General features: G+C 35.0%; 26 protein-coding genes and 1 pseudogene. 17 read left to right on the top strand and 10 right to left on the bottom strand.

Annotation, left to right across the window (positions count from 1 at the left end):
* Positions 1–214: 214 nt before the first annotated feature.
* Positions 215–874 (bottom strand): lytic transglycosylase domain-containing protein, encoded by a 660-nt coding sequence (locus OEV98_RS02495; protein ID WP_263071581.1) that lies wholly within the window; start codon positions 872–874, stop codon positions 215–217.
* 19 nt (positions 875–893) lie between these two features.
* Positions 894–1,481, bottom strand: coding sequence for a CYTH domain-containing protein (locus OEV98_RS02490; RefSeq protein WP_263071580.1), 588 nt, complete (start codon positions 1,479–1,481; stop codon positions 894–896).
* Between the two features lie 308 nt (positions 1,482–1,789).
* On the opposite strand from OEV98_RS02490, the gene OEV98_RS02485 reads away from it, so the two are divergent.
* From OEV98_RS02485 to OEV98_RS02475, 3 genes are read left to right on the top strand one after another with little or no spacing between them, the layout of a single operon-like run.
* Positions 1,790–2,422: a GTP pyrophosphokinase gene (locus OEV98_RS02485; protein WP_407676478.1), complete on the top strand. Its 633-nt coding sequence runs from the start codon at positions 1,790–1,792 to the stop codon at positions 2,420–2,422.
* Positions 2,423–2,424: 2 nt separating this feature from the next.
* The gene (locus tag OEV98_RS02480) at positions 2,425–3,219 is read left to right on the top strand and encodes an NAD kinase (protein ID WP_263071577.1); all 795 of its coding nucleotides are present in this window, start codon (positions 2,425–2,427) and stop codon (positions 3,217–3,219) included.
* 35 nt (positions 3,220–3,254) lie between these two features.
* Positions 3,255–4,145 (top strand): RluA family pseudouridine synthase, encoded by an 891-nt coding sequence (locus OEV98_RS02475; RefSeq protein ID WP_263071576.1) that lies wholly within the window; start codon positions 3,255–3,257, stop codon positions 4,143–4,145.
* Positions 4,146–4,426: 281 nt separating this feature from the next.
* On the opposite strand, the gene prpE is transcribed toward OEV98_RS02475, so the two are convergent.
* Positions 4,427–5,164: a bis(5'-nucleosyl)-tetraphosphatase PrpE gene (prpE, locus tag OEV98_RS02470; RefSeq protein WP_263071575.1), complete on the bottom strand. Its 738-nt coding sequence runs from the start codon at positions 5,162–5,164 to the stop codon at positions 4,427–4,429.
* 239 nt (positions 5,165–5,403) lie between these two features.
* Between prpE and OEV98_RS02465 the strand changes: the two genes are divergently transcribed.
* The 11 genes and pseudogenes from OEV98_RS02465 (at position 5,404) to OEV98_RS02415 (ending at position 13,112) form a co-directional block, all read left to right on the top strand.
* On the top strand, positions 5,404–7,245 hold the full coding sequence (locus OEV98_RS02465) for a monovalent cation:proton antiporter family protein (RefSeq protein ID WP_263071573.1): 1,842 nt from the start codon (positions 5,404–5,406) through the stop codon (positions 7,243–7,245).
* Between the two features lie 370 nt (positions 7,246–7,615).
* Entirely contained in the window at positions 7,616–8,392 is a 777-nt protein-coding gene (fabI, locus tag OEV98_RS02460) for an enoyl-ACP reductase FabI (protein ID WP_263071572.1), read from the top strand.
* Between the two features lie 147 nt (positions 8,393–8,539).
* A complete protein-coding gene (locus OEV98_RS02455; RefSeq protein WP_263071571.1) occupies positions 8,540–8,794 on the top strand; it encodes a hypothetical protein in 255 nt (84 codons plus the stop codon).
* Between the two features lie 205 nt (positions 8,795–8,999).
* Positions 9,000–9,356, top strand: a complete 357-nt coding sequence (locus tag OEV98_RS02450) for a DUF1360 domain-containing protein (RefSeq protein ID WP_263071570.1) — start codon at positions 9,000–9,002, stop codon at positions 9,354–9,356.
* Between the two features lie 339 nt (positions 9,357–9,695).
* The gene (locus tag OEV98_RS02445; RefSeq protein WP_263071569.1) at positions 9,696–10,184 is read left to right on the top strand and encodes a YhcN/YlaJ family sporulation lipoprotein; all 489 of its coding nucleotides are present in this window, start codon (positions 9,696–9,698) and stop codon (positions 10,182–10,184) included.
* 13 nt (positions 10,185–10,197) lie between these two features.
* Positions 10,198–10,668, top strand: coding sequence for a stage V sporulation protein AC (spoVAC, locus tag OEV98_RS02440; protein ID WP_263071566.1), 471 nt, complete (start codon positions 10,198–10,200; stop codon positions 10,666–10,668).
* 1 nt (position 10,669) lies between these two features.
* On the top strand, positions 10,670–11,683 hold the full coding sequence (gene spoVAD, locus OEV98_RS02435; RefSeq protein WP_263071565.1) for a stage V sporulation protein AD: 1,014 nt from the start codon (positions 10,670–10,672) through the stop codon (positions 11,681–11,683).
* A gap of 65 nt (positions 11,684–11,748) precedes the next feature.
* The gene (spoVAE, locus tag OEV98_RS02430) at positions 11,749–12,105 is read left to right on the top strand and encodes a stage V sporulation protein AE (RefSeq protein ID WP_263071564.1); all 357 of its coding nucleotides are present in this window, start codon (positions 11,749–11,751) and stop codon (positions 12,103–12,105) included.
* A 191-nt stretch (positions 12,106–12,296) separates the two neighbouring features.
* Positions 12,297–12,365 (top strand): annotated as a pseudogene (locus OEV98_RS17800) (YjcZ family sporulation protein); the annotation flags it as partial.
* A gap of 168 nt (positions 12,366–12,533) precedes the next feature.
* Positions 12,534–12,791 carry a stage VI sporulation protein F gene (locus OEV98_RS02420; RefSeq protein WP_263071560.1) on the top strand — a complete coding sequence of 86 codons (258 nt, stop codon included), beginning with the start codon at positions 12,534–12,536 and terminating at the stop codon, positions 12,789–12,791.
* Positions 12,792–12,878: 87 nt separating this feature from the next.
* Positions 12,879–13,112 (top strand): hypothetical protein, encoded by a 234-nt coding sequence (locus tag OEV98_RS02415; protein ID WP_263071559.1) that lies wholly within the window; start codon positions 12,879–12,881, stop codon positions 13,110–13,112.
* A gap of 5 nt (positions 13,113–13,117) precedes the next feature.
* Here OEV98_RS02415 and OEV98_RS02410 read toward each other — a convergent pair whose 3' ends face one another.
* From OEV98_RS02410 to OEV98_RS02390, 5 genes are all read right to left on the bottom strand, one after another.
* Entirely contained in the window at positions 13,118–13,795 is a 678-nt protein-coding gene (locus tag OEV98_RS02410; RefSeq protein WP_263071557.1) for a YetF domain-containing protein, read from the bottom strand.
* 135 nt (positions 13,796–13,930) lie between these two features.
* Positions 13,931–14,356, bottom strand: coding sequence for a GNAT family N-acetyltransferase (locus OEV98_RS02405; protein WP_263071556.1), 426 nt, complete (start codon positions 14,354–14,356; stop codon positions 13,931–13,933).
* Between the two features lie 9 nt (positions 14,357–14,365).
* Complete coding sequence (locus OEV98_RS02400; protein WP_263071553.1) at positions 14,366–14,875, bottom strand: YjcG family protein; 510 nt, start codon at positions 14,873–14,875, stop codon at positions 14,366–14,368.
* 130 nt (positions 14,876–15,005) lie between these two features.
* The gene (locus tag OEV98_RS02395) at positions 15,006–15,731 is read right to left on the bottom strand and encodes an alpha/beta hydrolase (protein WP_263071551.1); all 726 of its coding nucleotides are present in this window, start codon (positions 15,729–15,731) and stop codon (positions 15,006–15,008) included.
* A gap of 114 nt (positions 15,732–15,845) precedes the next feature.
* Positions 15,846–16,067, bottom strand: coding sequence for a hypothetical protein (locus OEV98_RS02390; RefSeq protein WP_263071549.1), 222 nt, complete (start codon positions 16,065–16,067; stop codon positions 15,846–15,848).
* A 327-nt stretch (positions 16,068–16,394) separates the two neighbouring features.
* Between OEV98_RS02390 and OEV98_RS02385 the strand changes: the two genes are divergently transcribed.
* Positions 16,395–17,255, top strand: coding sequence for a CvfB family protein (locus OEV98_RS02385; RefSeq protein ID WP_263071547.1), 861 nt, complete (start codon positions 16,395–16,397; stop codon positions 17,253–17,255).
* Positions 17,256–17,614: 359 nt separating this feature from the next.
* Here OEV98_RS02385 and OEV98_RS02380 read toward each other — a convergent pair whose 3' ends face one another.
* A complete protein-coding gene (locus tag OEV98_RS02380) occupies positions 17,615–18,553 on the bottom strand; it encodes a manganese-dependent inorganic pyrophosphatase (protein WP_263071546.1) in 939 nt (312 codons plus the stop codon).
* A 268-nt stretch (positions 18,554–18,821) separates the two neighbouring features.
* Between OEV98_RS02380 and OEV98_RS02375 the strand changes: the two genes are divergently transcribed.
* The gene (locus tag OEV98_RS02375; protein WP_263071544.1) at positions 18,822–20,087 is read left to right on the top strand and encodes an Nramp family divalent metal transporter; all 1,266 of its coding nucleotides are present in this window, start codon (positions 18,822–18,824) and stop codon (positions 20,085–20,087) included.
* A 544-nt stretch (positions 20,088–20,631) separates the two neighbouring features.
* A complete protein-coding gene (locus tag OEV98_RS02370; protein ID WP_263071542.1) occupies positions 20,632–21,282 on the top strand; it encodes a hypothetical protein in 651 nt (216 codons plus the stop codon).
* Positions 21,283–21,334: 52 nt separating this feature from the next.
* On the opposite strand, the gene OEV98_RS02365 is transcribed toward OEV98_RS02370, so the two are convergent.
* Positions 21,335–22,069: a hypothetical protein gene (locus tag OEV98_RS02365; RefSeq protein WP_263071541.1), complete on the bottom strand. Its 735-nt coding sequence runs from the start codon at positions 22,067–22,069 to the stop codon at positions 21,335–21,337.
* Between the last annotated feature and the right edge of the window lie 61 nt (positions 22,070–22,130).

The raw sequence follows: 22,130 nt of genomic DNA, 5'->3' as shown, positions 1-22,130 counted from the left end.
AAATAAATCGCACTGCTAAAATTTTTCCAATTCGTTTACAGGGGAAGTTTACCAAAAAAAAATAGCAATATCCGCTTGTGGGGATAATTAAAATTGCAATCTGTAAATGAGCAAAATTTTTTTATAGAAATATCTATGGAAAACAGGAGATAAAAAGAGCTAATCAATATCGGTTGTCTTCTAAAAAACAATGTTGATTAGCTTCTTTCTAAAATTATACGGTTAAATCGCTCATTATTTTTCTTACATAATTTTGTGTTTCGTCAAAAGGAGGGATTCCATTATATTTGTCAACATTTCCTGGTCCAGCATTATAGGCTGCTAATGCTAATTCAATACTACCGTATCGATCGAGCATTTGCCGTAAATATTTACTCCCTGCCATAACATTTTCATATGGATCTTCTATATTTTTCACCCCAAGTGATTCGGCAGTCGTCGGCATAAGTTGCATTAATCCTTTAGCACCTACATAGCTTACTGCCTCTGGATTGAAATTCGATTCATGCTTAATGACCGTGGATATTAAGGAAGCTGGAAGATTGTATCGATTACTAGCTTCAGAAATAATGGATTGGATATCGGAATTTTCTGTTGTTGTTGAACTTTCTACAGTATTGTTGCTACCTATGCTCGATTCCGTTTGACTATTGGCAAGGATAGAGGATAGCGTATTTAACCACGCTGTATTTACAGAAGCATCCAACTGGATTCCTACTTGATTGGACAACTTACTCGTCATATCAGGCTGGAGCATTGTTTGCAATAATTCACTAAAGCTATTTGTTGTATACGCCGAATTACTAGTAGTAGGTTTTTGTATTTGTTTTAAAGCATTTATTTCCATTAATGTTTTCAATTGTTGGATATTCATTAGAACAACCTCTTTTGCATTAATTATTCAATAATCGTTGTTTTTCTTTGTAAAATCGAACAATTTTATTATCCGTTTTTCTTTTCGGGATATTAAATTGACTCAATAAATCAAGAAAGTTCTGTTCTCCTAATTTTGGATCGATTACTTCATATTCTAGTTCATAATCCTCTTTTTTTAAATAACTACTTTTATCCAATACTAAAAGTCCGTTTTTGTAAGATGTTTCCGCACGGCGAGTGGTTAATGTACCAAAATAAATAACCGCTGGAATGTCAATCGTTAACGAGAGTAATCGCTCATAAATACGCCCACTTGGAAATGATTGATTGTTTTTTAATTGATTGTAGTCTGCTTCGGTAATGATTTCATTTGTCTCGAGTAATCCGATTGCTTGAGGTTCCTTTAATGTAAATTCATAACTACCATTCTTTTTTCGAACACGCAATGCACAGCCTAACTGCTTTAAAGAAAAATCCGCTGTGTCAAAATAATCATTTTCTTGCATAAAAAAATCTTGCTCCGATACGTTAAAATATGATTGTATTTGTAGGAATTCGTTTGGCATTAATATATTTTTATATTCAATTTCTAAATGTTGACTCAAGATTAGCCCTCCAATAATAATTAAGGAGAAAAAGAACTAGTAAGTTAGATTTTGACTTTCATCTCCATTAGTATATGGTAAAATGATAACAGATTCTGTGAAGAATGTGTATGTAGAAAGATAATCTACATATCGCTATTCATTACTATTTTGAAGAAAATTTGTACATAGCTAATGGGCAATATTGAACAGGTAATTTGTTTACAACAAAAATGGATATTTATGAATCGATGAATATAAAAGGTACTGGTTAATGGAAAATAATATGAAATTATTTACCACTTTCCTTATTTGAGGTGATTGTTGTGTTGGATTGGGAAGAATTTTTAGAACCATATAAATTAGCTGTAGAAGAATTGAAAGTGAAATTAAAAGGGATTCGTCGGCAATTTGATTTAGAGGGTACGCATTCGGCTATTGAATTTGTCACTGCTCGTGTCAAGCCGATTCCAAGTATAATAGATAAAGCGAAATTAAGAAATATCGCACTAGAAAATTTAGAAACCGAAATGCAGGATATTGCAGGACTAAGAATCATGTGCCAATTTGTCGATGACATTAGTAAGATCGTCAGGCTGCTTAGAATGCGCAATGATTTCAAAATAGTAGAGGAAAAAGATTATATTTCCCATAAAAAAGCAAGTGGCTATCGTTCTTATCATATGATTATCGAATATCCTGTACAAACCATTCATGGTGAACGAAAGGTGTTAGCAGAAATACAAATTCGGACGCTTGCGATGAACTTTTGGGCGACAATTGAGCATTCATTAAATTATAAATACAATGGTGTATTTCCTGAAGATATTCAATTTCGTTTACAAAGGGCAGCAGAGGCTGCATTTTTACTTGATGAAGAGATGTACTTAATTCGAGAAGAAATACGAGAAGCACAAGCGTATTTCTCTGCGAAAAAGATAACTAAGGATAGAGGGGAATAGGGATGAAGTTTACGGTAGTATCCAAAGGGGATGAAAAGTCGAATACACTCAGTGAAAAAATCCGTATATACTTACAGGATTTTGATTTAATACTGGATGAAAATGAGCCGGAAATTGTCATTTCCGTTGGAGGAGATGGGACGTTATTAAATGCCTTTCATCGATATTCGCATCGATTACGAAATACAGCGTTTGTTGGCGTACATACAGGACATTTAGGATTTTATGCAGATTGGATGCCAGATGATTTGGAAAAGCTAGTCATTGCAATAACAAAAACTCGTTTCCAAATAGTGGAATATCCGTTATTAGAGGTAAACATAAGCTATACTCACGGAAACAAAGAGTCTACTTATTTAGCTTTAAATGAAGCTACTGTTAAAAGTGTCGAAGGTACATTCGTTATGGATTTGGAAATAAAGGGCGAGCATTTTGAGCGATTCAGAGGCGATGGTTTATGTATTTCAACACCATCGGGAAGCACTGCATATAATAAGGCATTAGGTGGAGCTATCATTCATCCTAGTTTAGAATCGATTCAAATTGCAGAAATGGCATCTATTAATAATCGTGTATTCCGTACGATTGGTGCCCCATTGATTTTACCAGCTCATCATACATGTAGATTAAAGCCCGTAACCCAGCCTGATTTTACTATCGGGATTGATCATATTACGTTTCTCCAAAAGGATGTAGCATCGATTCAATTTCGAGTAGCTGATGAAAAAATCCGATTTGCGCGCTTTAAGCCTTTTCCGTTTTGGAGCCGCGTAAGGGCATCATTTATTGACGAGTAATGTTTTTTGTTTTTACATAAAGGAGTATTTGGATTATGACATCACCGTTTACTTTAGAATGGACCGTCCAGGAACAGGATGCTGGAAAAACGGTCAAACAATTTTTACAGGAAAAAAGCATTTCGAAGGCGGCATTAACAGAAATTAAATTTAATGGTGGAGACATTCTTGTGAATGGCGGCCATGTCACGGTAAGAAATGTATTAAATGCAGAGGAAACAATCACTGTTATTTTTCCTGATGAGGAAGTAAGTCCTTCTCTCGTTCCAGAAAATCTGTCATTAGCAATTGTGTATGAGGATGACTATCTACTCGTGGTAAATAAACCCCCTTTTATGAGCACCATTCCTTCAAGAGAACACCCAACAGGCAGTCTAGCAAATGGCCTCATGGGGTACTATGAAACCATTGGGTTGCATACTAGTCCACATATAGTAACAAGATTGGACAGAAATACTTCTGGTCTTGTTTTAATAGCAAAGCATCGGCATATTCATCATCTATTTAGTAAAAATCAACGCGAAGGAACTATTAAAAGGGGCTATGAGGCGTTTGTCGAAGGTCCGTTATTACAGGCTAAAGGAACGATAAAAGCTCCGATTGGCAGAAAAGCAGGAAGTATTATTGAACGAGCAGTTTTAGAGGGTGGACAATATGCTTGTACACATTTTGAAGTTATTGAAAATTACCCATTGTTAACCCATATTAAGCTCCAACTAGAAACTGGTAGAACGCATCAAATCCGGGTGCATATGGCCAATATCGGTCATCCTTTACTTGGCGATGATTTATATGGTGGGAAAATCGATCTTATACAGAGACATGCATTGCATTGCAAAAGGTTGTCCTTTGTGCATCCGATGACAAAAGCTGTTTTTTCATTTACTGCAGAATTAACGGAAGATATGGAACGATTAATTCGATAAAATCAAAGAGTATAGGACATAATTGAATGTTTCTAAAAATTTCTTATACTAATAATAAAAATTGAATACTTTTTGGAAATTGATTGGAGTGAAGGGGCAACTTCTGCGGGAAGAACCCGTGACTCGAGACCCCGTAGGAACGAGGATGCTCGAGCAAGGACATGCAGAAGCGTCCCTGGGAAGGAAAACAATTTGTATTCTTATCATTAAAGATATCATTTTTTCAATCAAGAAAATTACGTTTTTTCGTTTTGTCACAGCCCCATTTCATTTATAATGCCTTAAGGAAATTGTTTAAATTTCTCTTTAAGTAATGGCATACTGGATGGCACTTGGATAATTTCCATACTTGGATATCGAAGGGCTGTTAATTTACCTCCAAAAACTGCACCAGTATCAATATTGTATGTATGATTTATTACCCGAACCGTCTCTACTGGTGTATGTCCATAAACGATAGTTGCCTTGCCTTTATAATGTTTTGCCCAATCTCGTCGCACTGGTGAACCATCTTCATGTTTTTCCCCTGAAATATCCCCATATAAAACAAAGGTTTTTACTTTTTTGTTATGAAGTCCAATCAGATCTTCCTTTATCCCAGCGTGTGCAATAATTAGCTTCCCATCATCCAATACTAAATAAAGTGGTGCAGCTTCATATAAGGAGATGAATTTTTCTCTTATTTCATGTTTTTGTTTAGCAATCAAGCTTTCGTATTCGGCAACCGTTGTTTCTAATCCGTGAGAGATTTGGACTTTATTGCCTAGGAAAAATCGATAAAGTTTATTGCAGTGGTTGCCTGGGGTATAAAAGGCTATTTTTTGCTTTACTAATGAATCGACAAAATTTATTACGGAAAGTGAATCAGGGCCACGATCCGTTAAATCACCTAAGAAGGCATTTTTATTATTTTCAGGGTGGCTGAGCTTACCGTTGTCTTCTATATAACCAAGCTTCTTAACCAAGGTGCGCAGCTCTTGATAACACCCATGGATATCACCAATAATATCTATTTTCATGTATGGGTCAAACTCCTTTTTCGTAAACTATAATTTAGCATCTTGCAAACGCTTATTTGCAACTACATTAGGTGTATGATAATAGTTTTTAAAGAATACACATCCACATAAGGCAACCTTATTCTTTGACAGTAGGGAAATGTCTATTATAAAATGTGTTCATTGTTTTACATATTGAGAATAATCATTTTTTGTTTAATATAAACACAAAACAAAAGAATATGGGAAAGGGTGAGTATATGGAGCATGGAGATTCCATCACTTCATTAGTAATTGTCATTATTGCCGCTTTTTTAACGCCTATAGTATTGCACAGACTAAGGCTAAATATCATACCTGTAGTAGTTGCCGAAATCTTGATTGGATTAATTATCGGGAAATCAGGGTTAAATATGGTACATGGTGGTACTTGGTTAGAAACATTATCTACTTTAGGCTTTATATTTTTAATGTTTTTAAGCGGTTTAGAAATTGATTTTTCTGCCTTTTCGAAGCGAAAAAAAGACAATGAACAAAAAAATGGACCAAATGCATTATTTATTTCCATTATTATTTTTGTCGGAATTTTTATCATTTCATTCGGATTGTCCTATTTGTTCGTTATCGCAGGTTTTATTGATAATGCAATCTTAATGACAATCATTATTTCCACCATTTCATTAGGTGTAGTAGTACCAACATTAAAAGAAGAGCATTTAATGAAATCTACGATAGGTCAAATCATTTTATTAGTAGCAGTAATTGCTGATTTAGCAACAATGATCATGCTAGCTATCTTTGTTTCCTTATATGAGGGTGGAGGTAATACATGGTTATTATTAGTGTTATTTGGTGTCGGTATTATTATTTACTTTGCTGGTAAACGATTAAAGAATGGCAAAATAATGGAGTCATTGGCAAAGGGTACGGTTCAAATCGGCACAAGAGCGGTGTTTACGTTAATTATATTTTTAGTAGCATTATCGGAAACGGTTGGCGCAGAAAATATATTGGGTGCTTTCCTAGCGGGTGTTCTAGTTTCCTTACTAGCCCCAAGCCAGGAGCTTGTTCATCAGCTTGATTCCTTTGGATACGGATTTTTGATCCCGATCTTTTTTGTTATGATTGGTGTAGATTTAGATATTTGGTCATTGTTTAGTGATCCGAAATTACTATTATTGATCCCACTGTTATTGATTGGATTATTAATATCAAAAATCATTCCAATTATTGTATTAAAAAAATGGTTTGATAGTAAAACAGTTGTTGCATCTGGAGTTTTATTAACGTCGACACTATCATTAGTGATTGCAGCTGCCACTATTGGGGAACGAATGGAATTAATAACCCCTGAAATGAGTGGAACATTAATATTAGTGGCAATTATCTCCTGTATTATTGCTCCTATCCTTTTCAAGAAGTTTATGCCGAAACATGAAACGGTAGATAAACAGCTTACAGTAGCATTAATTGGTGCAAATCAATTAACAATGTCTGTATATAAAGACTTGAAGTCAAAATTATATATTCCAACTCTTTTCCATCGTAAGCAGGAAAAGGAAGAAATTAGAACAAGTGAATCGATTTTTGATATTGTCCAATTAGATTCATATGATGAACAAGTGTTGGAAGCAAATCGAGTATTTACCCGTGATATTGTAGTTACTTGTACAGGGGACGAGGAGATTAATGCTAATATAGCTGTATTAGCTAAAGAAAAAGGTGTAGAGCGTGTCATTGCTAGAATTGAAAATCCAGAAATCGATAATATATTACAAGAGCAAGGAATCGAAATATTTTCTGTACTTTTATCGCAAAATGTTCTGTTACGTGCAGCAATTGAGTCTCCATCCATGATCGACTTATTAACAAACCGTGAAACTGCACTATATGAAATCCGGATGAGAAATCCGAAATATAAAGACTTAGCTATCCGAAGATTTCCTTTTACAGGGGATATCATTTTCGTAAGGATTTTCCGTGGACTCGACTCAATCGTACCTCATGGAGAAACGCAATTAAAAATGAATGACCGTTTAATTGTCACAGGTTCAAAAGAATATGTAGACGAGTTGAAACGTGAACTTGAATTTAATGATTAAAATAATTCCTAAAAAGGTTGTCAATTCCTTGAGAAAAGGGACATGGAATTGAATAGGTGAGCAGAATGAATACACGAAGACTCCCGCAGGGAATCGGAGTGTATTCATTCTGTGGTCTTTTAAAAATAGCAACAAACTTTGCAAAACAGCCATTATTGTTGAAATGCTGCTAGATAAGAAATAACTTTGTTCCTGTCTGTCATGTTTTTTTTCATAAAAGGAAAAATAATGTGGATTGAATAATAGTGCTTTTCGGGCTTTTTCATACGTATCCAACAGGAAAGTTAACATTTACACTTTTCATTTCCAACTCTTTCATGTAAAATTAGTACTAGGTACTAATAACATATAGTAAATCGGAGGATTAATTATGACATTTTCATTAAAGGGAAAAACATTCGTCATTATGGGAATTGCCAATAAACGAAGTATTGGATGGGGGATTGCCCGTTCATTACATAATGCTGGTGCACAATTGATATTCACCTATAACCGTGATCGTATGGAAAAAAATGTTCGCGATCTTGCGGAAGGATTAGAAGGAGAAACACCGCTTGTTCTTCAATGTGATGTTTCCAATGATGAAAGCATCCAAAGCTTTTTCCATGCAGTAAAAGAAAAAGTCGGTGTGATTCATGGAATTGCTCATTGTGTAGCATTTGCCAATCGGGAAGATTTAGAAGGCGAATTTGTGGATACTTCCAGAGAAGGATTTTTACTTGCTCATAATGTTAGCTCCTATTCATTAACGGCTGTTGCACGTGAAGCACGTCCTCTAATGACAGAAGGTGGAAGTATTATTACCATTACTTATTTAGGTGGAGAGAGAGTAGTAAGAAATTACAATGTCATGGGTGTTGCAAAAGCATCATTAGAGGCAAATGTAAAATACTTAGCTAATGATTTAGGGAAAGATGGTATTCGTGTAAATGCCATTTCCGCAGGACCAATCCGTACATTGTCTGCTAAAGGGATTCGTGACTTTAATTCTGTACTAAACGAAATTGAGGAAAGAGCACCATTGCGTCGCTCGGTTACAGCTGAAGAGGTTGGGGATACTGCGTTATTCCTACTTAGTGATTTATCTAGAGGGGTTACAGGAGAAAATATTCATGTCGATTCTGGCTTCCACATTATTTCTATCTAAGGTAAATAGTATTTAAACAATACCACAGGGGCTAAAGTCTCTGTGGTATTTTTCTGTTTAGAGCCTTTATTGATTATCACAATGATGAACACAATCTGGGCACTTGCATATAATATAAAGATTAATTTTGCTGTGGGAGGATGGTTAATGATTAAGTATTGGCGTTCAACGAAAACGAAGCCATTGTTATTAATTCAACAGCCGAACGTTCCAAAAGTGAATGTTACAATGCAGGAAAAATTTCGATTTTCCGCTGAGGATGAGCTTAATAATCCATATGAAAGTATAACTGCAGCTGGATTGGACGAATTGGAATTAAAAGGTGAAGAAATCTCGGATATGATTACGGAAGCTGAAATCGACAATGTTGAGAATGCTAGAGAAGAATTGCTATGGAAGTAATGTAATGAGAGTATAAACAATAAGTCGATTCATGTAGGAATAGACTTGTGTAAATGTTACACCGTATATACCCTTCAAATACCATAATACACCTTTAAAAAAACATGCAGTTTAAGTAATTTTACTGAAATTATCCTGTTTTCATTTAATAAATTCACTTATCTGCCTCATATACTTACTTAATAAAGGAGGGGAGGGGTATTCGATGTCTCAATTCGATGCATGGTCCATCATCTTAATCGCATTAGCAGCTTTTCGATTGACAAGACTTATTGTATTTGACAAAATTACAGAATTTATTCGTGCGCCATTTTTTGATGAAATTACAGAATTGGATGAATTTGGTAAAGAGGAAATCTATGTAACCCCGAAAAAAGCTGGAATAAAGAAATGGATTGGAGAACTTCTTAGTTGTTATTGGTGTACTGGTATATGGGTAAGTATTTTTTTAGTCATAATCGTTTATTTTTATCCAATTTATGCAGAGCCCCTTATAATAGTATTAGCTGTAGCAGCAATTGCAGCAATTATTGAATCGGTAATTACACATATAATAGGATAATCGAATAAGCAATTTCATATTATCTTCATATAATATTCAGAAGAAGGTAAAGGGAGATGAAATTATGCTTCAGAAAAAAGCTGCTACACCTAAATTGACGCTGAAAACAAAAGCACCGATTGCAACAAAAAAGAAAAAGGATTGTGGTTGTTCTAAGAAAAGACCGTTGAGTTAAATAATTACAGAATTCGCAAACTGTCCAAAGCGGACAGTTTTTTATTTGTCTTTTGTAAAAAATACCCTTTTTTCTTGAGGCATTTTTATAAATAAAAAAACTATATTGTGAAAAAATACAAAAAGACAATTAGAACAACATCTTGTACATAGGAAGGGAATCGAATGAAGGAAAAAAAATATCAAGGTATTCAAAAGGCGTTCGTTTGTTTCTTGTTTCTGCTTGTCCTATCTGCCTGTCAAGCGCAAAATGATACGAGCGAGACAAGAACGGCACTTCTTAAAACCACTAACCCTTCAGCTGTAACAACTGAAAATAAAGCGGAAGAGGAACAATTGGTAGCTAAAATCAAACAAAAAGTGTTATCTATGAAGGAAATTTATGATGTTGCAGTTATTAAAGGGGAAAAAGAAATACTTGTCGCTTATAAAGTACGGCATTTACAGAGATTTCATATGAAAAAAATAGAAAAAAACCTTCAAGAAAAATTGGAAAAGGCTTATCCTGACGAGAACTTCTCTGTATCGAGTGATTATAAGATTTTTTTAGAGGCGGTCCGACTTCAAGAGAAAAGCGAGCATGGAAAAGTTACGAGGGATGAAATGGAGGAGCAATTAGGGAAAATATTTAAGCTTAGTAAAGAAAAAACGTAAGGAGTGAGCAAATATGGCGAAGAAGAAAAAAACAGCAGAACAAAAAGAATATGCAAAAATTGAACAGAAGCATGAGCTCAAACGTCCGGTCTTGCGAAACTGTATTGTCGCCTTTTTGGTCGGTGGAACGATTTGTATGATTGGTCAAGCAGTAACGTATTTTTATATTTATTTTTTCAATTTTACGGAGCAAACAGCAAGTAATCCAACCGTTGCTACCATGATTTTCTTTTCCATGTTATTAACTGGTTTCGGAATATATGATCATCTTGGTCAGTTCAGTGGTGCTGGGAGTGCAGTGCCTGTGACCGGATTTGGAAATTCTGTAATATCAGCAGCGATTGAACACCGCACCGAAGGATTTGTATTAGGGGTTGGCGCAAATATGTTTAAACTAGCTGGTACCGTTATTTTATTTGGTGTCTTCTCTGCCTTTGTCGTAGCATTAATCAAAACAATTCTAGTGCAATGGGTGGGAATCTAATATGTTAATTGGCAACCAATCATGGCTATTTCAAAACAAACCAGTAATTATTTCTACTGGTGTAACTGGCGGTCCGTTTGAGCGTGAGGGACGGCTTGCTGATGATTTTGATGTCCTCCATGAGGATTTATGGATGGGGGAAGACTCCTATGAAAAGGCACACCGCCTTTTAATAGAAGAAGCGATTCAAGTTGCTTTAGAAAAAGGAAGCATACAAAAGAATCAAATTCAATTTATGATTTTAGGAGATCTAATTAATCAAATTACACCGAGTAGTTTTGCAGCTAGAACCATTGGGATTCCATATTTTGGGATATTTGGTGCGTGTTCCACCTCGATGGAAGGACTAGCACTTGCTGCTTTTATATTGGATAAGGGTGGAGCGAATAATATTGTTACAGGTGCAGCTAGCCACAATGCAACAGCAGAGCGGCAATTTCGTTATCCAACGGAATATGGGGGTCAAAAACCACCAACTGCACAGTGGACAGTAACGGGTGCAGGCTTTGCGATCGTTTCTAAGCAAAATAACAGTAATCAAAACGAACCGAAAGTAACAACGGCAACGATAGGTAAGGTAGTAGATATGGGTTTATCAGATCCGTTTAATATGGGAGGCGCAATGGCACCGGCTGCAGTTGATACAATTGCTGCACATTTTAAAGATACGGGAAGAGATCCGAGTTACTATGATTTAATTGTCACTGGTGATTTAGGAAAAATTGGAAGAGCAACGGCACTAGATCTTTTTCATCAACAAGGATTAAATATTATGGAAGATAAATTTCAAGATTGCGGTTTAATGATTTACAAGGAGGACCAACCAATCCAGGCAGGTGCAAGTGGGCCAGCATCGTCAGCAACAGTTATTTATGGGCATCTGATCAAACAATTGAAACAAGGGAAATATAAAAAAATATTATGTGTAGCAACAGGAGCACTGCTATCCCCTATGACAGTGCAACAAAAAGAATCAATCCCATGTATCGCACATGCTGTTTCCATAGAAATTTAATACTGTAAAGGTTTTGAAAGATTTATTTCAAATGGTTAATGTATTCAAAAAAAGAAGGTGAAAATATGCTAGCAATGTTTTTTTGGGCATTTGTCGTTGGGGGACTTATTTGTGTCATTGGCCAATTATTGTTTGATGTGGTAAAACTGACACCGGGTCATACAATGAGTTTATTAGTAGTAATAGGTGCGATTTTAGATGGTTTTGGATTATATGAACCATTAATGGATTTTGCAGGTGCAGGTGCTACGATTCCAATCACTAGCTTCGGGAATTCATTAGTCCACGGGGCATTACAAGAGGCGGAAATGCACGGCATAATTGGAGTTGTAACAGGAATGTTTGAAGTTACAAGCTCTGGTATTTCTGCTGCAATCATTTTTGCATTTATCGGAGCACTGCTTTTTAGAGCGAAAGGATAAACAGATATCTAGAAATAGCATGTAAGAAAGTGAAACGAAATAACAAACATGGAAAAAAGCCCATACATACTTACCTTTAGTTACATATGCTAAATTGACAATAGTAAAGTGAGGTGAATACTATGGGCTGGGGCTACGGCGGCGGATGCGGCTGGGGCGGCTATGGCTACGGTAATGTTGGTGGTGGCTATGGTTCCTCATTCGTTTTAATTGTTGTATTGTTTATCTTATTGATTATCGTTGGCGCAAGCTTTATTTAATTCTTGCGGGTAGGATAGGTAAACCCTATCCTATTTCTACATAGAGGCTATTTTAAAACTAATTTTCTAGTTGTTTGTTGTTTTCTCTAAGCATAAATGAAAATCTCGCACGTTTTGTCAATTAAGGAATACAATATTGTAGCCTTAAATGGGAGCGTGAAAAAGAGAATGGATAATCAATTTTTTAAAAGCATAGAGAAAAAGACAGGCGTAAACATGAATGATATTTTGCAATTAGCGAATTCATTACAAAATGCAAATTTTAAAGATGAGAATACTGTTCGAAGAGTGGTGCAGCAAGTATCTCAAATTGCAAATCGTAATATTCCAAAAGAAATGGAAGATAAAATCGTAAAAACAATTGTAAATGATGGAAAACAACTAGATTTTAATACCATTGCCAAAATGATTAATAACAAAAAATAGGCTTTAGAGCAATCTAAAGCCTTTCTTGTATATCAGAATGTTGGTAAAATATTGATAAAGGTGTTATATTGCTTGGAGGTGGAAATGATGGGTTATCTTCTTCCAATTGATTATTTCCAATATATGGTGTACCGTACACCGGATAACTATATGAAAAATGAACCGGAAAATGTCAATTGTGTTCAAAAGAGCAATAACTCTCAGTTAGCCAATCACCAACGAGAAGCACACATAATTAGCTATAAACGGGATAAACCGACAATAGAATTTGCTAAACCATTAGAATTGGGCAAGGGAATATACATTGATTACTATATATAAATTCCTTATTGATAGGGTTGAATATATAATGGCTCGTTTTCAACCCATTCTGCAAACAAAACATCTCTTACATGATCAATTCCTTTATTATTAAGCTCTGTCATTAATTGTTGTTGATTCCAGCCAATCATTGCTAAATTATCGGGAATGATTTCTCCATCTAAAATGATAGATACAGGAAGGCTTCTTGTTTGGTTAGCAATATTCAGTTCATTCTTTGTTACATAATCATTTGCTGCTTTCTTTAAAACACTCACCTGACCATCGGTCTCTAATATTGCAAACTCACATTCTTGGATGGAGAATACTCCTTGAAGACGTAGTAAATGTTGAAGTTGATTAATATCCAAATGATTCTTTTTTAGTGCATCAAAATCTATTAGCCCCTTAGAAATGACAATTGATGGCCCCCCTTCTAATATGGGACGGGTTTTTCGGAATTTTTGCGTAGTAATTTCCGTTACATAGACAAGTACTCCCCAAATAGAAACGGCAAATAGAATTTTCGCAATTCCAATTTCATCATCGAATAATGCATTGCCAACTAATTCTCCTAAAACGAGTGCGGAGATAAAATCAAATGCGGTAATTTGGGACATCTGTGATTTGCCTAATATTTTCGTCAACAATAAAAGGGCGATATAGCCAATCATTAACTCAATAAAAATATGAAAAAAATCCATGATAAAAATTCTCCTCAGCTGAGTAATCTATTTATCATCTTGACCAAGTTCGATTATATTAAACATCTAAATGAAGAAAATGAAAAAACACGCTTGCCAAATTTGACTAGCGTGTTGTAGAGTACTTTCCTTCGTTTAAATATTCATCGTCATTGTTTTATGTGGAATTCCGGCATCCATAAATATGTCAGAAACCGCCCGGAAGCCTAATTTTTCATAAAATGGAATAGCATGTGTTTGTGCATTTAATTTAAGCTTGGAAAAATGATTTTCTTTTGCATAAGCAATAATTTGCTCCATGATTAATTTTCCTATGCCGTATTTACGGTAAGAGGGGAGAACACAAATTCTTTCGATTTTTCCATAGCCTTCATGTTCACGAAATCTTCCTGCAGCAATTGGATCTTTTTCATCGGAATATACAACAAAATGTGTAGATTCTTTTTCAAATTGGTCGATTTCCTCTTCTGGTGGTACGTTTTGCTCCTCCACAAAAACAATGGTGCGAATTTTAAATGCATCTTGGAGCTGTTCCTTATTTTCTACTACTATTACATTCATTACGTACGCTCACTTTCCTAATAAAAATGTTTCATATACTGTCCAAATTTCATTATCTAATTGATAAAGTAAGTGGAAGCGATCGATTGTTTCCTGATGCTCAATTTTTTGTAATTGTAGCTGTCCGAACACATCCGCATGCTCACTATTGGATAATTGTTGGCCAATAGTAATATGCGGAACAAAAGCATACTCTGCTGGACCTCCAAAGAAACTTGTGTTAACAGCCTGGTGCAAGCCAACTAATTCTTCCGTTGGCTCTACCTTTAAAAATATGACATTATTCACTGGGTGAAAAGAGCTTATTTTTTTTGTGTTTAATGTAAACGGTTGAAACTTCTCTGAAATTTTTTCCAATTCGGAAGATACTTCTGTTAATTCTTCTTCATTTAATTCGAATGCTGATTTTAAAGTAATATGTGGTGGAATTAAAGCATATTGCGGATCATAGCGCTTTCGATAGGAATTAGCTAAATCCTGTAATTTTTTTGAAGGAAATATTGCGATACCTACTTTCATTTACTCATACCCCTCCTTAAATAAGAATTTTTTGTAAAGTCCCATAGTTCTTTCATTATAACAAAATAAAATAAATATAAAAGAAGAATTTGGAAGCAGACTTCAAATTTTTCAGCACAAAAATATTGTATTACTCATTTGGAAATAAAAAGGTTAGCGCTCTTTTTATATCCTTCTGCCAATATTTCCAAGTATGATTGCCATCAAATTCATCATAAAAATAATCGGCAATGTTGTTTGTTAATGATTTGGACAGCGTTCGATTTGGTGTAAGAAAATCGGCAGTTTCACCATTAGTCATTTTAACGAATGTTTCTTCTTTCCCAATCACATGATAGGCAGTGAGCAAATCTCCATTGGAAAAATGATTAACAGCGTTTATCACATTTTCATCAACATATGGAGAATGTAGCATAATCTTTCCAAAAGTGTGTGGGTATTCTAGTGCTGTTAATAGAGAGATGGTGGCAGCTAATGAATCTCCTGCTAATGCACGTGATTGTCCCATATGTAAAACAGGAAATCTTTCTTCGATAAATGGAATAAGCTCGTAGACAAGGAAACGCATATATTGTTTTTGCATGGAACCTAAAGGATGGTATTTTTTTCTACGATCGGCTACATTTTGATAAGGAATACCGAAAAATAATATTGGTTCTATCTCTCCATTGTATAATAGCTCATCAATGGTGCGGGCAATTCTTCCTAATTGAAAATAATCCTTCCCATCTTGGGCAATACAATATGCATATTTATTTAATGGAGTAAATTGTGGAGGAGTATAAACAAGTATTTGAACTTGTTCCTGTAATTCATTACTGTAAAATGATAAATCTGTCGTTTTGCCTTTTTCCATTATTCTCTCTCCCGTTTTTTAGTGAGCGTTTACACGAGTAAATCATACCATAAATAATTCGAGGAGGGCGAACGGAATGAACTAATTTTTTGATTTTATGAGCAAAATGTTTCATTATGCCGTAGGCTTTCTTTGTTTGTTGGTCGGTTGAATCGCTAATATTTGATCAATTAAAAAGGAACGGTATTGTTTTTTTGTTAAACAGTAGGCGTACATATGCGTAGAACTAATTTTCTTTACATAAATAACACGTTTAGAAATATTACCATGCTTAGATTCATATATCATTTCCAGTGGAATTTGTTGCTGAGCACTTTTCAAAAGTAACTTATACATGGAAAACCTCCGAGTTATTAGTTGTTATATTTATTATAACCAAACTTATGTTCGCCATTCAAGTCGAATATTTTTTTCTGAAATGATGGAGTGTGCTTTTTGTTATAGACTGTAGACTGAATACACTCCATTTTTTTAAGGGAGCATCCCAATATTTTCTTTCACTAACCCAACTCTTGAAAAAGCTACACTGCCTAAGAAAACAGTCTAATAAAAAATATAAGAATACAAAAAATAAATTACTCGAAAAATATAATAGGATGAAAATAATGCAAAGAAATGATATAGTCAACAAAGTAGCATGAAAAGAAGGAAGGATAAAAGTATATGGTATCATTAAATCCAGGATCAAGCGTTACATTAAGAGTTGCAAGAGAATCGTCATTTGGTTACTTTTTAACGAATGAAACAGAAGATGTATTACTTCACCAAAGCGAAATTACTTCTCCTATTGAAGTAGATCAAGATGTGGAAGTATTTTTATATACAGATAAGCAGGGAAGAACTGCTGCAACAATGGTCATTCCAGAAATTGAAGTCGGCAAGTATAGCTGGTGTGAAGTAGTCGAGTCAGTGGAAGATTTAGGGGTATTTATCGACATTGGTATAAGTAAAGATATTTTAATTCATAAGGATGATCTTCCTAAGCTAGAAGAGGTTTGGCCAACAAAAGGTTGCCGATTATATTGTACATTAAAGGTAGATAATCAAGGCGGTCTTCTTGGTAAATTAGCAACAGAAAATATTATGAGCGAGCTATTTAAAATAGCCGATCGAAGTGCCTTTAATAAAAATGTAACAGGTACGGTTTATCGAACATTGCATTCTGGAACCTTTATTATTACAGAGGAAGGTTATCGTGGCTTCATTCATGAAAGCCAACGAATGAGAGAACCGAGAGTCGGGTCTGAAGTTCAAGGGCGGATTATTGATGTGAAAGAGGATGGAACAGTAAATGTTTCGTTATTAAAACGCGGTCATGAGGCATTGGACCAGGATGCAGAAGAGATTTATGCATATTTAGTGAAACGGGGCGGCAGCATGCCTTATACTGATAAAAGCCAGCCGGATGATATTCAAAGGCGGTTTAATATGAGCAAGGCGGCATTTAAGCGATCCATTGGTAGGTTAATGAAAGAAGGCAAGGTATATCAAAAAGATGGTTGGACGTATATAAAAGAAAATTAACAGAAAAACCCATCGGTTTGGAGGATTATCCAAATGGATGGTTTTTTTCTGTTATTGGCTAGTAAGTTTCTTTGGGAATTGATTACTTTATATAAATTTTTGAGTTCTTACTAATAGAAGTTTGTTGATTGGATGGTGATTGTTTCATCAGTTAAGGCTCAACTACTTGCTTAGTTAATTTGGCGTGGCTCCTTCTCTTTCATACAGAATCATTTCACTAAATAGTCTGCCATTCACCTTGGGCAAACAAAGAAAGGGGAGGAAATAATAATAAGGAGAGAATGCAAAAAAAACAGAGCGAATTGAAGTATTGAATACTTGGTTTGCTCTGTTTTGGAATATCCTGTATGTAGGCTTTATTATTTCGTTAGCTTTTCAAAAATAGAAGTTAATACAGGGACAACTTGTTTTTTCCGAGAAACGACACCTTTAAGTAATGCAGTATTATTTTCTAAAGTAACATTGTATGCTTTTTCAACAGCTGCCGCTTCTTTACCTAGTGCAAGTCCTACAGAATTACTGTTTAGAATGTCGGTAATGACAAATAAGAATAAATCTAATTCTTTTTCATCGATTACTGTTTGAATAGCTTTTTCAACCTCAGCTTGTCTATTTAGCACATCATTAGTATCTACTGTGTTTATTTGCGCAATAACTAGGTGATAGTCAGCAATTTGAAAATCTTTTGCATCAAGGGAAATAAGCTGTTCAGCAGATTTTTCACTTACATTTGCTCCAGCTTTTAGCATTGCCATTCCATATGCTTCTAAGTCTACACCAGCAATTTCCGCAAGCTCTTTTGCAGCTTGAACATCTTCGTCTGTGCATGTTGGGGATTTAAATAATAAAGAGTCTGAAATTATTGCTGATAGTAATAAACCGGCAATTTCTTTAGTTATCGTTACATCTTTTTCCTTGAATATTTTTTTCAAAATTGTTGCAGTACAGCCAACAGGCTCTGCACGGTAGTAAACCGGATCAGCAGTTTCAAAGTTAGCAATTCGATGATGGTCAATAACTTCAAGTACTTTCGCTTCCGCAATATCATCTGCACTTTGTTGTCGTTCATTATGATCTACTAATATAACTTTAGAGGTTTCATCTGTAACTTTCTCCACGAAACGTGGTGCCTCCACATGAAAATAATCTAACGCATATTGAGTTTCGCCATTAACTTCCCCAAGTCGTACTGCTTCAGCATCCACACCAAGGGCTTTTTTTAATTCAGCATAAGCAATGCTTGAACAAATGGTATCGGTATCCGGATTTTTATGACCAAACACAAGAATTTTTTCCATAATATTTTCAACTCCACTTCTTGAATTTCACTTTTTACCATTATTATGGTACTCTAAACAGCAAAAATTAACAATATGTTTGTTCTGTAAAATAAGAGGGAAGAGACAAGCGATATCAATTTATTCTAAATATTCAAACTCGAAAATGTATTCTGAAAAATACTTGTGTTATAAATTATGACTCACTATAATATTATTATTATAGCACATTAGTGCTATGCAAGAAAATAATTTATAGCGCTTACATATTTGGTTGGGAGGGAGCTTTATGAGCGAGTTAAACAACTTAAATATACCGGTAAAACCAGTTGCACCGAAAAAATGGTCGATTATCGGACCGGGCTTGCTTGTGGCTGCAACAGGGGTAGGAGCAGGAGATTTAGTAGCTGCATTAGTTGCTGGACAAAACTATGGCCTTGTTTTTTTATGGGCAATTTTAGTTGGTTCCATACTAAAATTTGCCTTAAATGAAGGGGTTGGCCGTTGGCATTTAGTTACAGGGAAAACTATTTTGCAGGGTTGGAATTCCATGGGAAAATGGACAATGGGCTATTTTGGTGTTTATATCATTATTTGGGGATTCGTATATGGAGCGGCCGCTTCTTCCTCAAGTGCACTTGCGTTAACAGCGATGTTTCCTGCATTACCGTTATGGGCTTGGGCAATTATTAGTTCATTATTAGGATTTGTTTTAATCTGGTGGGGTAAATTTAAAACTTTTGAAAACGTCATGAATATTTTAGTAGGAATTATGTTTATTACTGTCGTTGGTTCTGCAATCATAGTTCTACCTGAACTTGGTAGTATTATTGATACATCGGTTCCAAAACTGCCGGAAGGTTCATTAATTTATGCACTTGGTTTAATTGGCGGTGTAGGCGGATCGATTACAATGGCTTCCTATGGATATTGGTTACAGGAAAATAAATGGGAAGGTAATTCCTTTGTACGTACCGTACGAATTGACTCCGCAATTGCATATATTGTTACAGCTATATTTACGATTTCCTTATTAATTTTAGGTGCTGCTTTATTATATGGTACGGATGCAAGTATCAGTGGGGAACAAGGTCTTGTTTCATTTGCCTCAATTTTAGGAAATGAATTATCACCAACATTTCGAAGGTTGTTCTTAATCGGTTTTTGGTCTGCATCTTTTACTTCATTGCTAGGTGTTTGGAATGGGGTTTCTTATTTGTATGCTGACTTTGTTCGTACAGTAAAAAAATCCGATGTAAAGAATAGCCAACTTAGCCAAACTAAATCATTTAAATTTTTTGTTTTTTGGTTAACATTCCCTCCAATGCTTCTTCATTTTATCGGAAAACCTGTTGGTCTAATTATTGCTTATGGTGCTTTAGGCGCATTATTCATGCCATTTTTAGCATTTACATTAATTTATTTATTAAATAGTAAAAAACAGGTTGCCACACTGGAAAACAGAAATAAATGGCTGTCCAATACGTTTTTAGGTTTAAGTATTGTCATTTTTGTCGTATTAGCAGTTAATGAATTGATAAATATTTTTAGCTAATTTCACCCTATAGTATTCAGGTAATGGGACAAAAGTGAATTTGGAAAAGTTTCTTGTACCAATAATAACAATTGGATACTTTTGAAAGTTAATTGGAGTCAAGGGGCGAATCCTTCGGGAACAGCCCGTGACTCAAAATCTCGCAAGAACGTAGTGACGAGGAGGCTCGAGTCATGCCACTGAAAACGCCACCGAAAACGCCACCGAAAACGCCACCGAAAACGCCACCGAAAACGCCACCGAAAACGGAAATTAATTTTATTTTTAATATAAAAACATCATTTTTCTAATAAAGTAAATTAGCGTTTTTTTCTCTGTCCCAACCTCTTTTTTGTTGAGCCTGATATATTAAATAACCTGCAAACCTTGAATAAAAGTTGATCTTATCTCATGAAATTGCAAAATTCGTTTAGAATACCGGATTTGTTTATATCATATTCTCCTATAATATAAAGACGGAAAGAATAAAATAGTGATATAGTATAATGGAAAATTCATTCCTTAAAAAATATATTCTTGAAACATTTGTATTGGGGAGAATAGAATGGGAAATAAGCAGAAATTAAAAGCTACTTTGGCTCCGATGAGTAATAAACAAAAGGTAGAGTATATTTGGAGCTATTATAAGTGGTATTTTATTATCGCAATAATTTTTCTTATCATTGTAGCGATGGTCATTAATAACTTTACCTCGAAAAAAGAGGATGCATTTCATATCATGGTGTTAGCGGTTCAAGCAGACTCTTCCAAATTGACAGATATTCAAAATGAGCTCAATGATCTGTTGCTGAAAAAGGAAGAGCGGGAAACATCTGAGGTAAACATTCAAGTAATGCCTTTTTCATCAAATACCGGAATGGATTTACAAATAGCAGCATTACAACGTGTGACCGGTGAAATAGCTGCAAGTAATCTCCATGTATTATTGATAGATGAAGAGCAATTTCGCATGATGAATACAGATGAATATTTTATTGATTTACAAGGATTAGTAAACAATAAAATAGAAATTGATAAGGAGCATTTGTATTACTCTACAGATAACAGTTACATAACGGGTATAAATATTTCGGCACTACCTTTATTTTCGGGAGCAATTTATGATAAAAATTTAGTGTTATGTATCCCGAAAAACGGTGTGAAGGATGATTATACTGAGAAGTTCTTATCCTATATTTTAAGTAAGAACGAATGAAAGCGAAAAAAGGCTAACCTATACTAGGACATAGTAGGTTAGCCTTTTCTGTTTATTCAACTTTTGTCCATTTTCCGTTACCAAACGTTTGAAAACCAATGTCACCTTCCGCAATTTCCACTATTGTAGGACCTTCTGGATTTCCATTTGCGATAATATCATCCAACTCTCCAGAAAAACCACTGAGACGAGCCCAGTATCCAAAGCTGTCGCCACCATCACTTTTATATTTTCCAGGTGATATATCCTTGCCGACAATATAGGTTCCATCACTAAAAGAGGTTAACATTTCTGGCTTGTAATTATCGTCCACTTTAAACCAATAGCCTGAACCTGAGGTTTGAAAACCGACATCTCCCTCATCAATATTGACAATATCGGATCCCTGTGGATTACCATTAGCGATAATCTCTTCTAGAGATCCCCCAAAACCAGATAAACGAGCCCAATACGTAACACTTCCTTCACTTTTATATAAACCGGGTTCAATATCTTTTCCAACCTCAAAAATTCCTGATTCAATTCTACCTTCCGTGTTTTCTGCTTCCTCGTTCTCTGCTGTATTTTCTTCCTCATTTGTAGCATTTTCGTCAGTGGTCTCGTTTTCATTATTTTCAGTAGCATTCTCTTCCGTACCATTTTCAGCAGTCTTATTACTATTTTCCTGCTGATTTTCAGCGGTATCGTTATCTTCATCCCCTATGGCGTTGCATGCTCCGATAATAATAATGACTACAATTAGCCAAAACCACCAACGCTTAAACATTGGCTTTTTTTCTTTTTCCAAAATGAACACTCCTCATTAATGTAAGTAAACATATATTTCCATGCAGTTAGAAAAAATAGTT

It is taken from the genome of Perspicuibacillus lycopersici (assembly GCF_025660475.1).
In the GTDB taxonomy this organism is placed as follows: Bacteria; Bacillota; Bacilli; order Bacillales; family Caldibacillaceae; genus Perspicuibacillus; species Perspicuibacillus lycopersici.
Note: the sequence above shows the minus strand (reverse complement) of the source record. Positions and strands in the feature narration are given on the sequence as shown.

Bases quoted from the DNA above. Each gene is read 5' to 3' on its own strand.
- OEV98_RS02420 (WP_263071560.1), top strand. From the start codon at position 12,534: ATGGATAATCAATTTTTTAAAAGCATAGAGAAAAAGACAGGCGTAAAC.
- OEV98_RS02480 (WP_263071577.1), top strand. From the start codon at position 2,425: ATGAAGTTTACGGTAGTATCCAAAGGGGATGAAAAGTCGAATACACTC.
- fabI (WP_263071572.1), top strand. From the start codon at position 7,616: ATGACATTTTCATTAAAGGGAAAAACATTCGTCATTATGGGAATTGCC.
- spoVAC (WP_263071566.1), top strand. From the start codon at position 10,198: ATGGCGAAGAAGAAAAAAACAGCAGAACAAAAAGAATATGCAAAAATT.
- OEV98_RS02410 (WP_263071557.1), bottom strand. From the start codon at position 13,795: ATGGATTTTTTTCATATTTTTATTGAGTTAATGATTGGCTATATCGCC.
- OEV98_RS02405 (WP_263071556.1), bottom strand. From the start codon at position 14,356: ATGAATGTAATAGTAGTAGAAAATAAGGAACAGCTCCAAGATGCATTT.
- OEV98_RS02385 (WP_263071547.1), top strand. From the start codon at position 16,395: ATGGTATCATTAAATCCAGGATCAAGCGTTACATTAAGAGTTGCAAGA.
- OEV98_RS02495 (WP_263071581.1), bottom strand. From the start codon at position 874: ATGAATATCCAACAATTGAAAACATTAATGGAAATAAATGCTTTAAAA.
- OEV98_RS02455 (WP_263071571.1), top strand. From the start codon at position 8,540: ATGATTAAGTATTGGCGTTCAACGAAAACGAAGCCATTGTTATTAATT.
- OEV98_RS02465 (WP_263071573.1), top strand. From the start codon at position 5,404: ATGGAGCATGGAGATTCCATCACTTCATTAGTAATTGTCATTATTGCC.
- spoVAD (WP_263071565.1), top strand. From the start codon at position 10,670: ATGTTAATTGGCAACCAATCATGGCTATTTCAAAACAAACCAGTAATT.
- OEV98_RS02445 (WP_263071569.1), top strand. From the start codon at position 9,696: ATGAAGGAAAAAAAATATCAAGGTATTCAAAAGGCGTTCGTTTGTTTC.
- OEV98_RS02375 (WP_263071544.1), top strand. From the start codon at position 18,822: ATGAGCGAGTTAAACAACTTAAATATACCGGTAAAACCAGTTGCACCG.
- OEV98_RS02395 (WP_263071551.1), bottom strand. From the start codon at position 15,731: ATGGAAAAAGGCAAAACGACAGATTTATCATTTTACAGTAATGAATTA.
- OEV98_RS02380 (WP_263071546.1), bottom strand. From the start codon at position 18,553: ATGGAAAAAATTCTTGTGTTTGGTCATAAAAATCCGGATACCGATACC.
- prpE (WP_263071575.1), bottom strand. From the start codon at position 5,164: ATGAAAATAGATATTATTGGTGATATCCATGGGTGTTATCAAGAGCTG.
- OEV98_RS02390 (WP_263071549.1), bottom strand. From the start codon at position 16,067: ATGTATAAGTTACTTTTGAAAAGTGCTCAGCAACAAATTCCACTGGAA.
- spoVAE (WP_263071564.1), top strand. From the start codon at position 11,749: ATGCTAGCAATGTTTTTTTGGGCATTTGTCGTTGGGGGACTTATTTGT.
- OEV98_RS02450 (WP_263071570.1), top strand. From the start codon at position 9,000: ATGTCTCAATTCGATGCATGGTCCATCATCTTAATCGCATTAGCAGCT.
- OEV98_RS02475 (WP_263071576.1), top strand. From the start codon at position 3,255: ATGACATCACCGTTTACTTTAGAATGGACCGTCCAGGAACAGGATGCT.
- OEV98_RS02400 (WP_263071553.1), bottom strand. From the start codon at position 14,875: ATGAAAGTAGGTATCGCAATATTTCCTTCAAAAAAATTACAGGATTTA.
- OEV98_RS02415 (WP_263071559.1), top strand. From the start codon at position 12,879: ATGGGTTATCTTCTTCCAATTGATTATTTCCAATATATGGTGTACCGT.
- OEV98_RS02370 (WP_263071542.1), top strand. From the start codon at position 20,632: ATGGGAAATAAGCAGAAATTAAAAGCTACTTTGGCTCCGATGAGTAAT.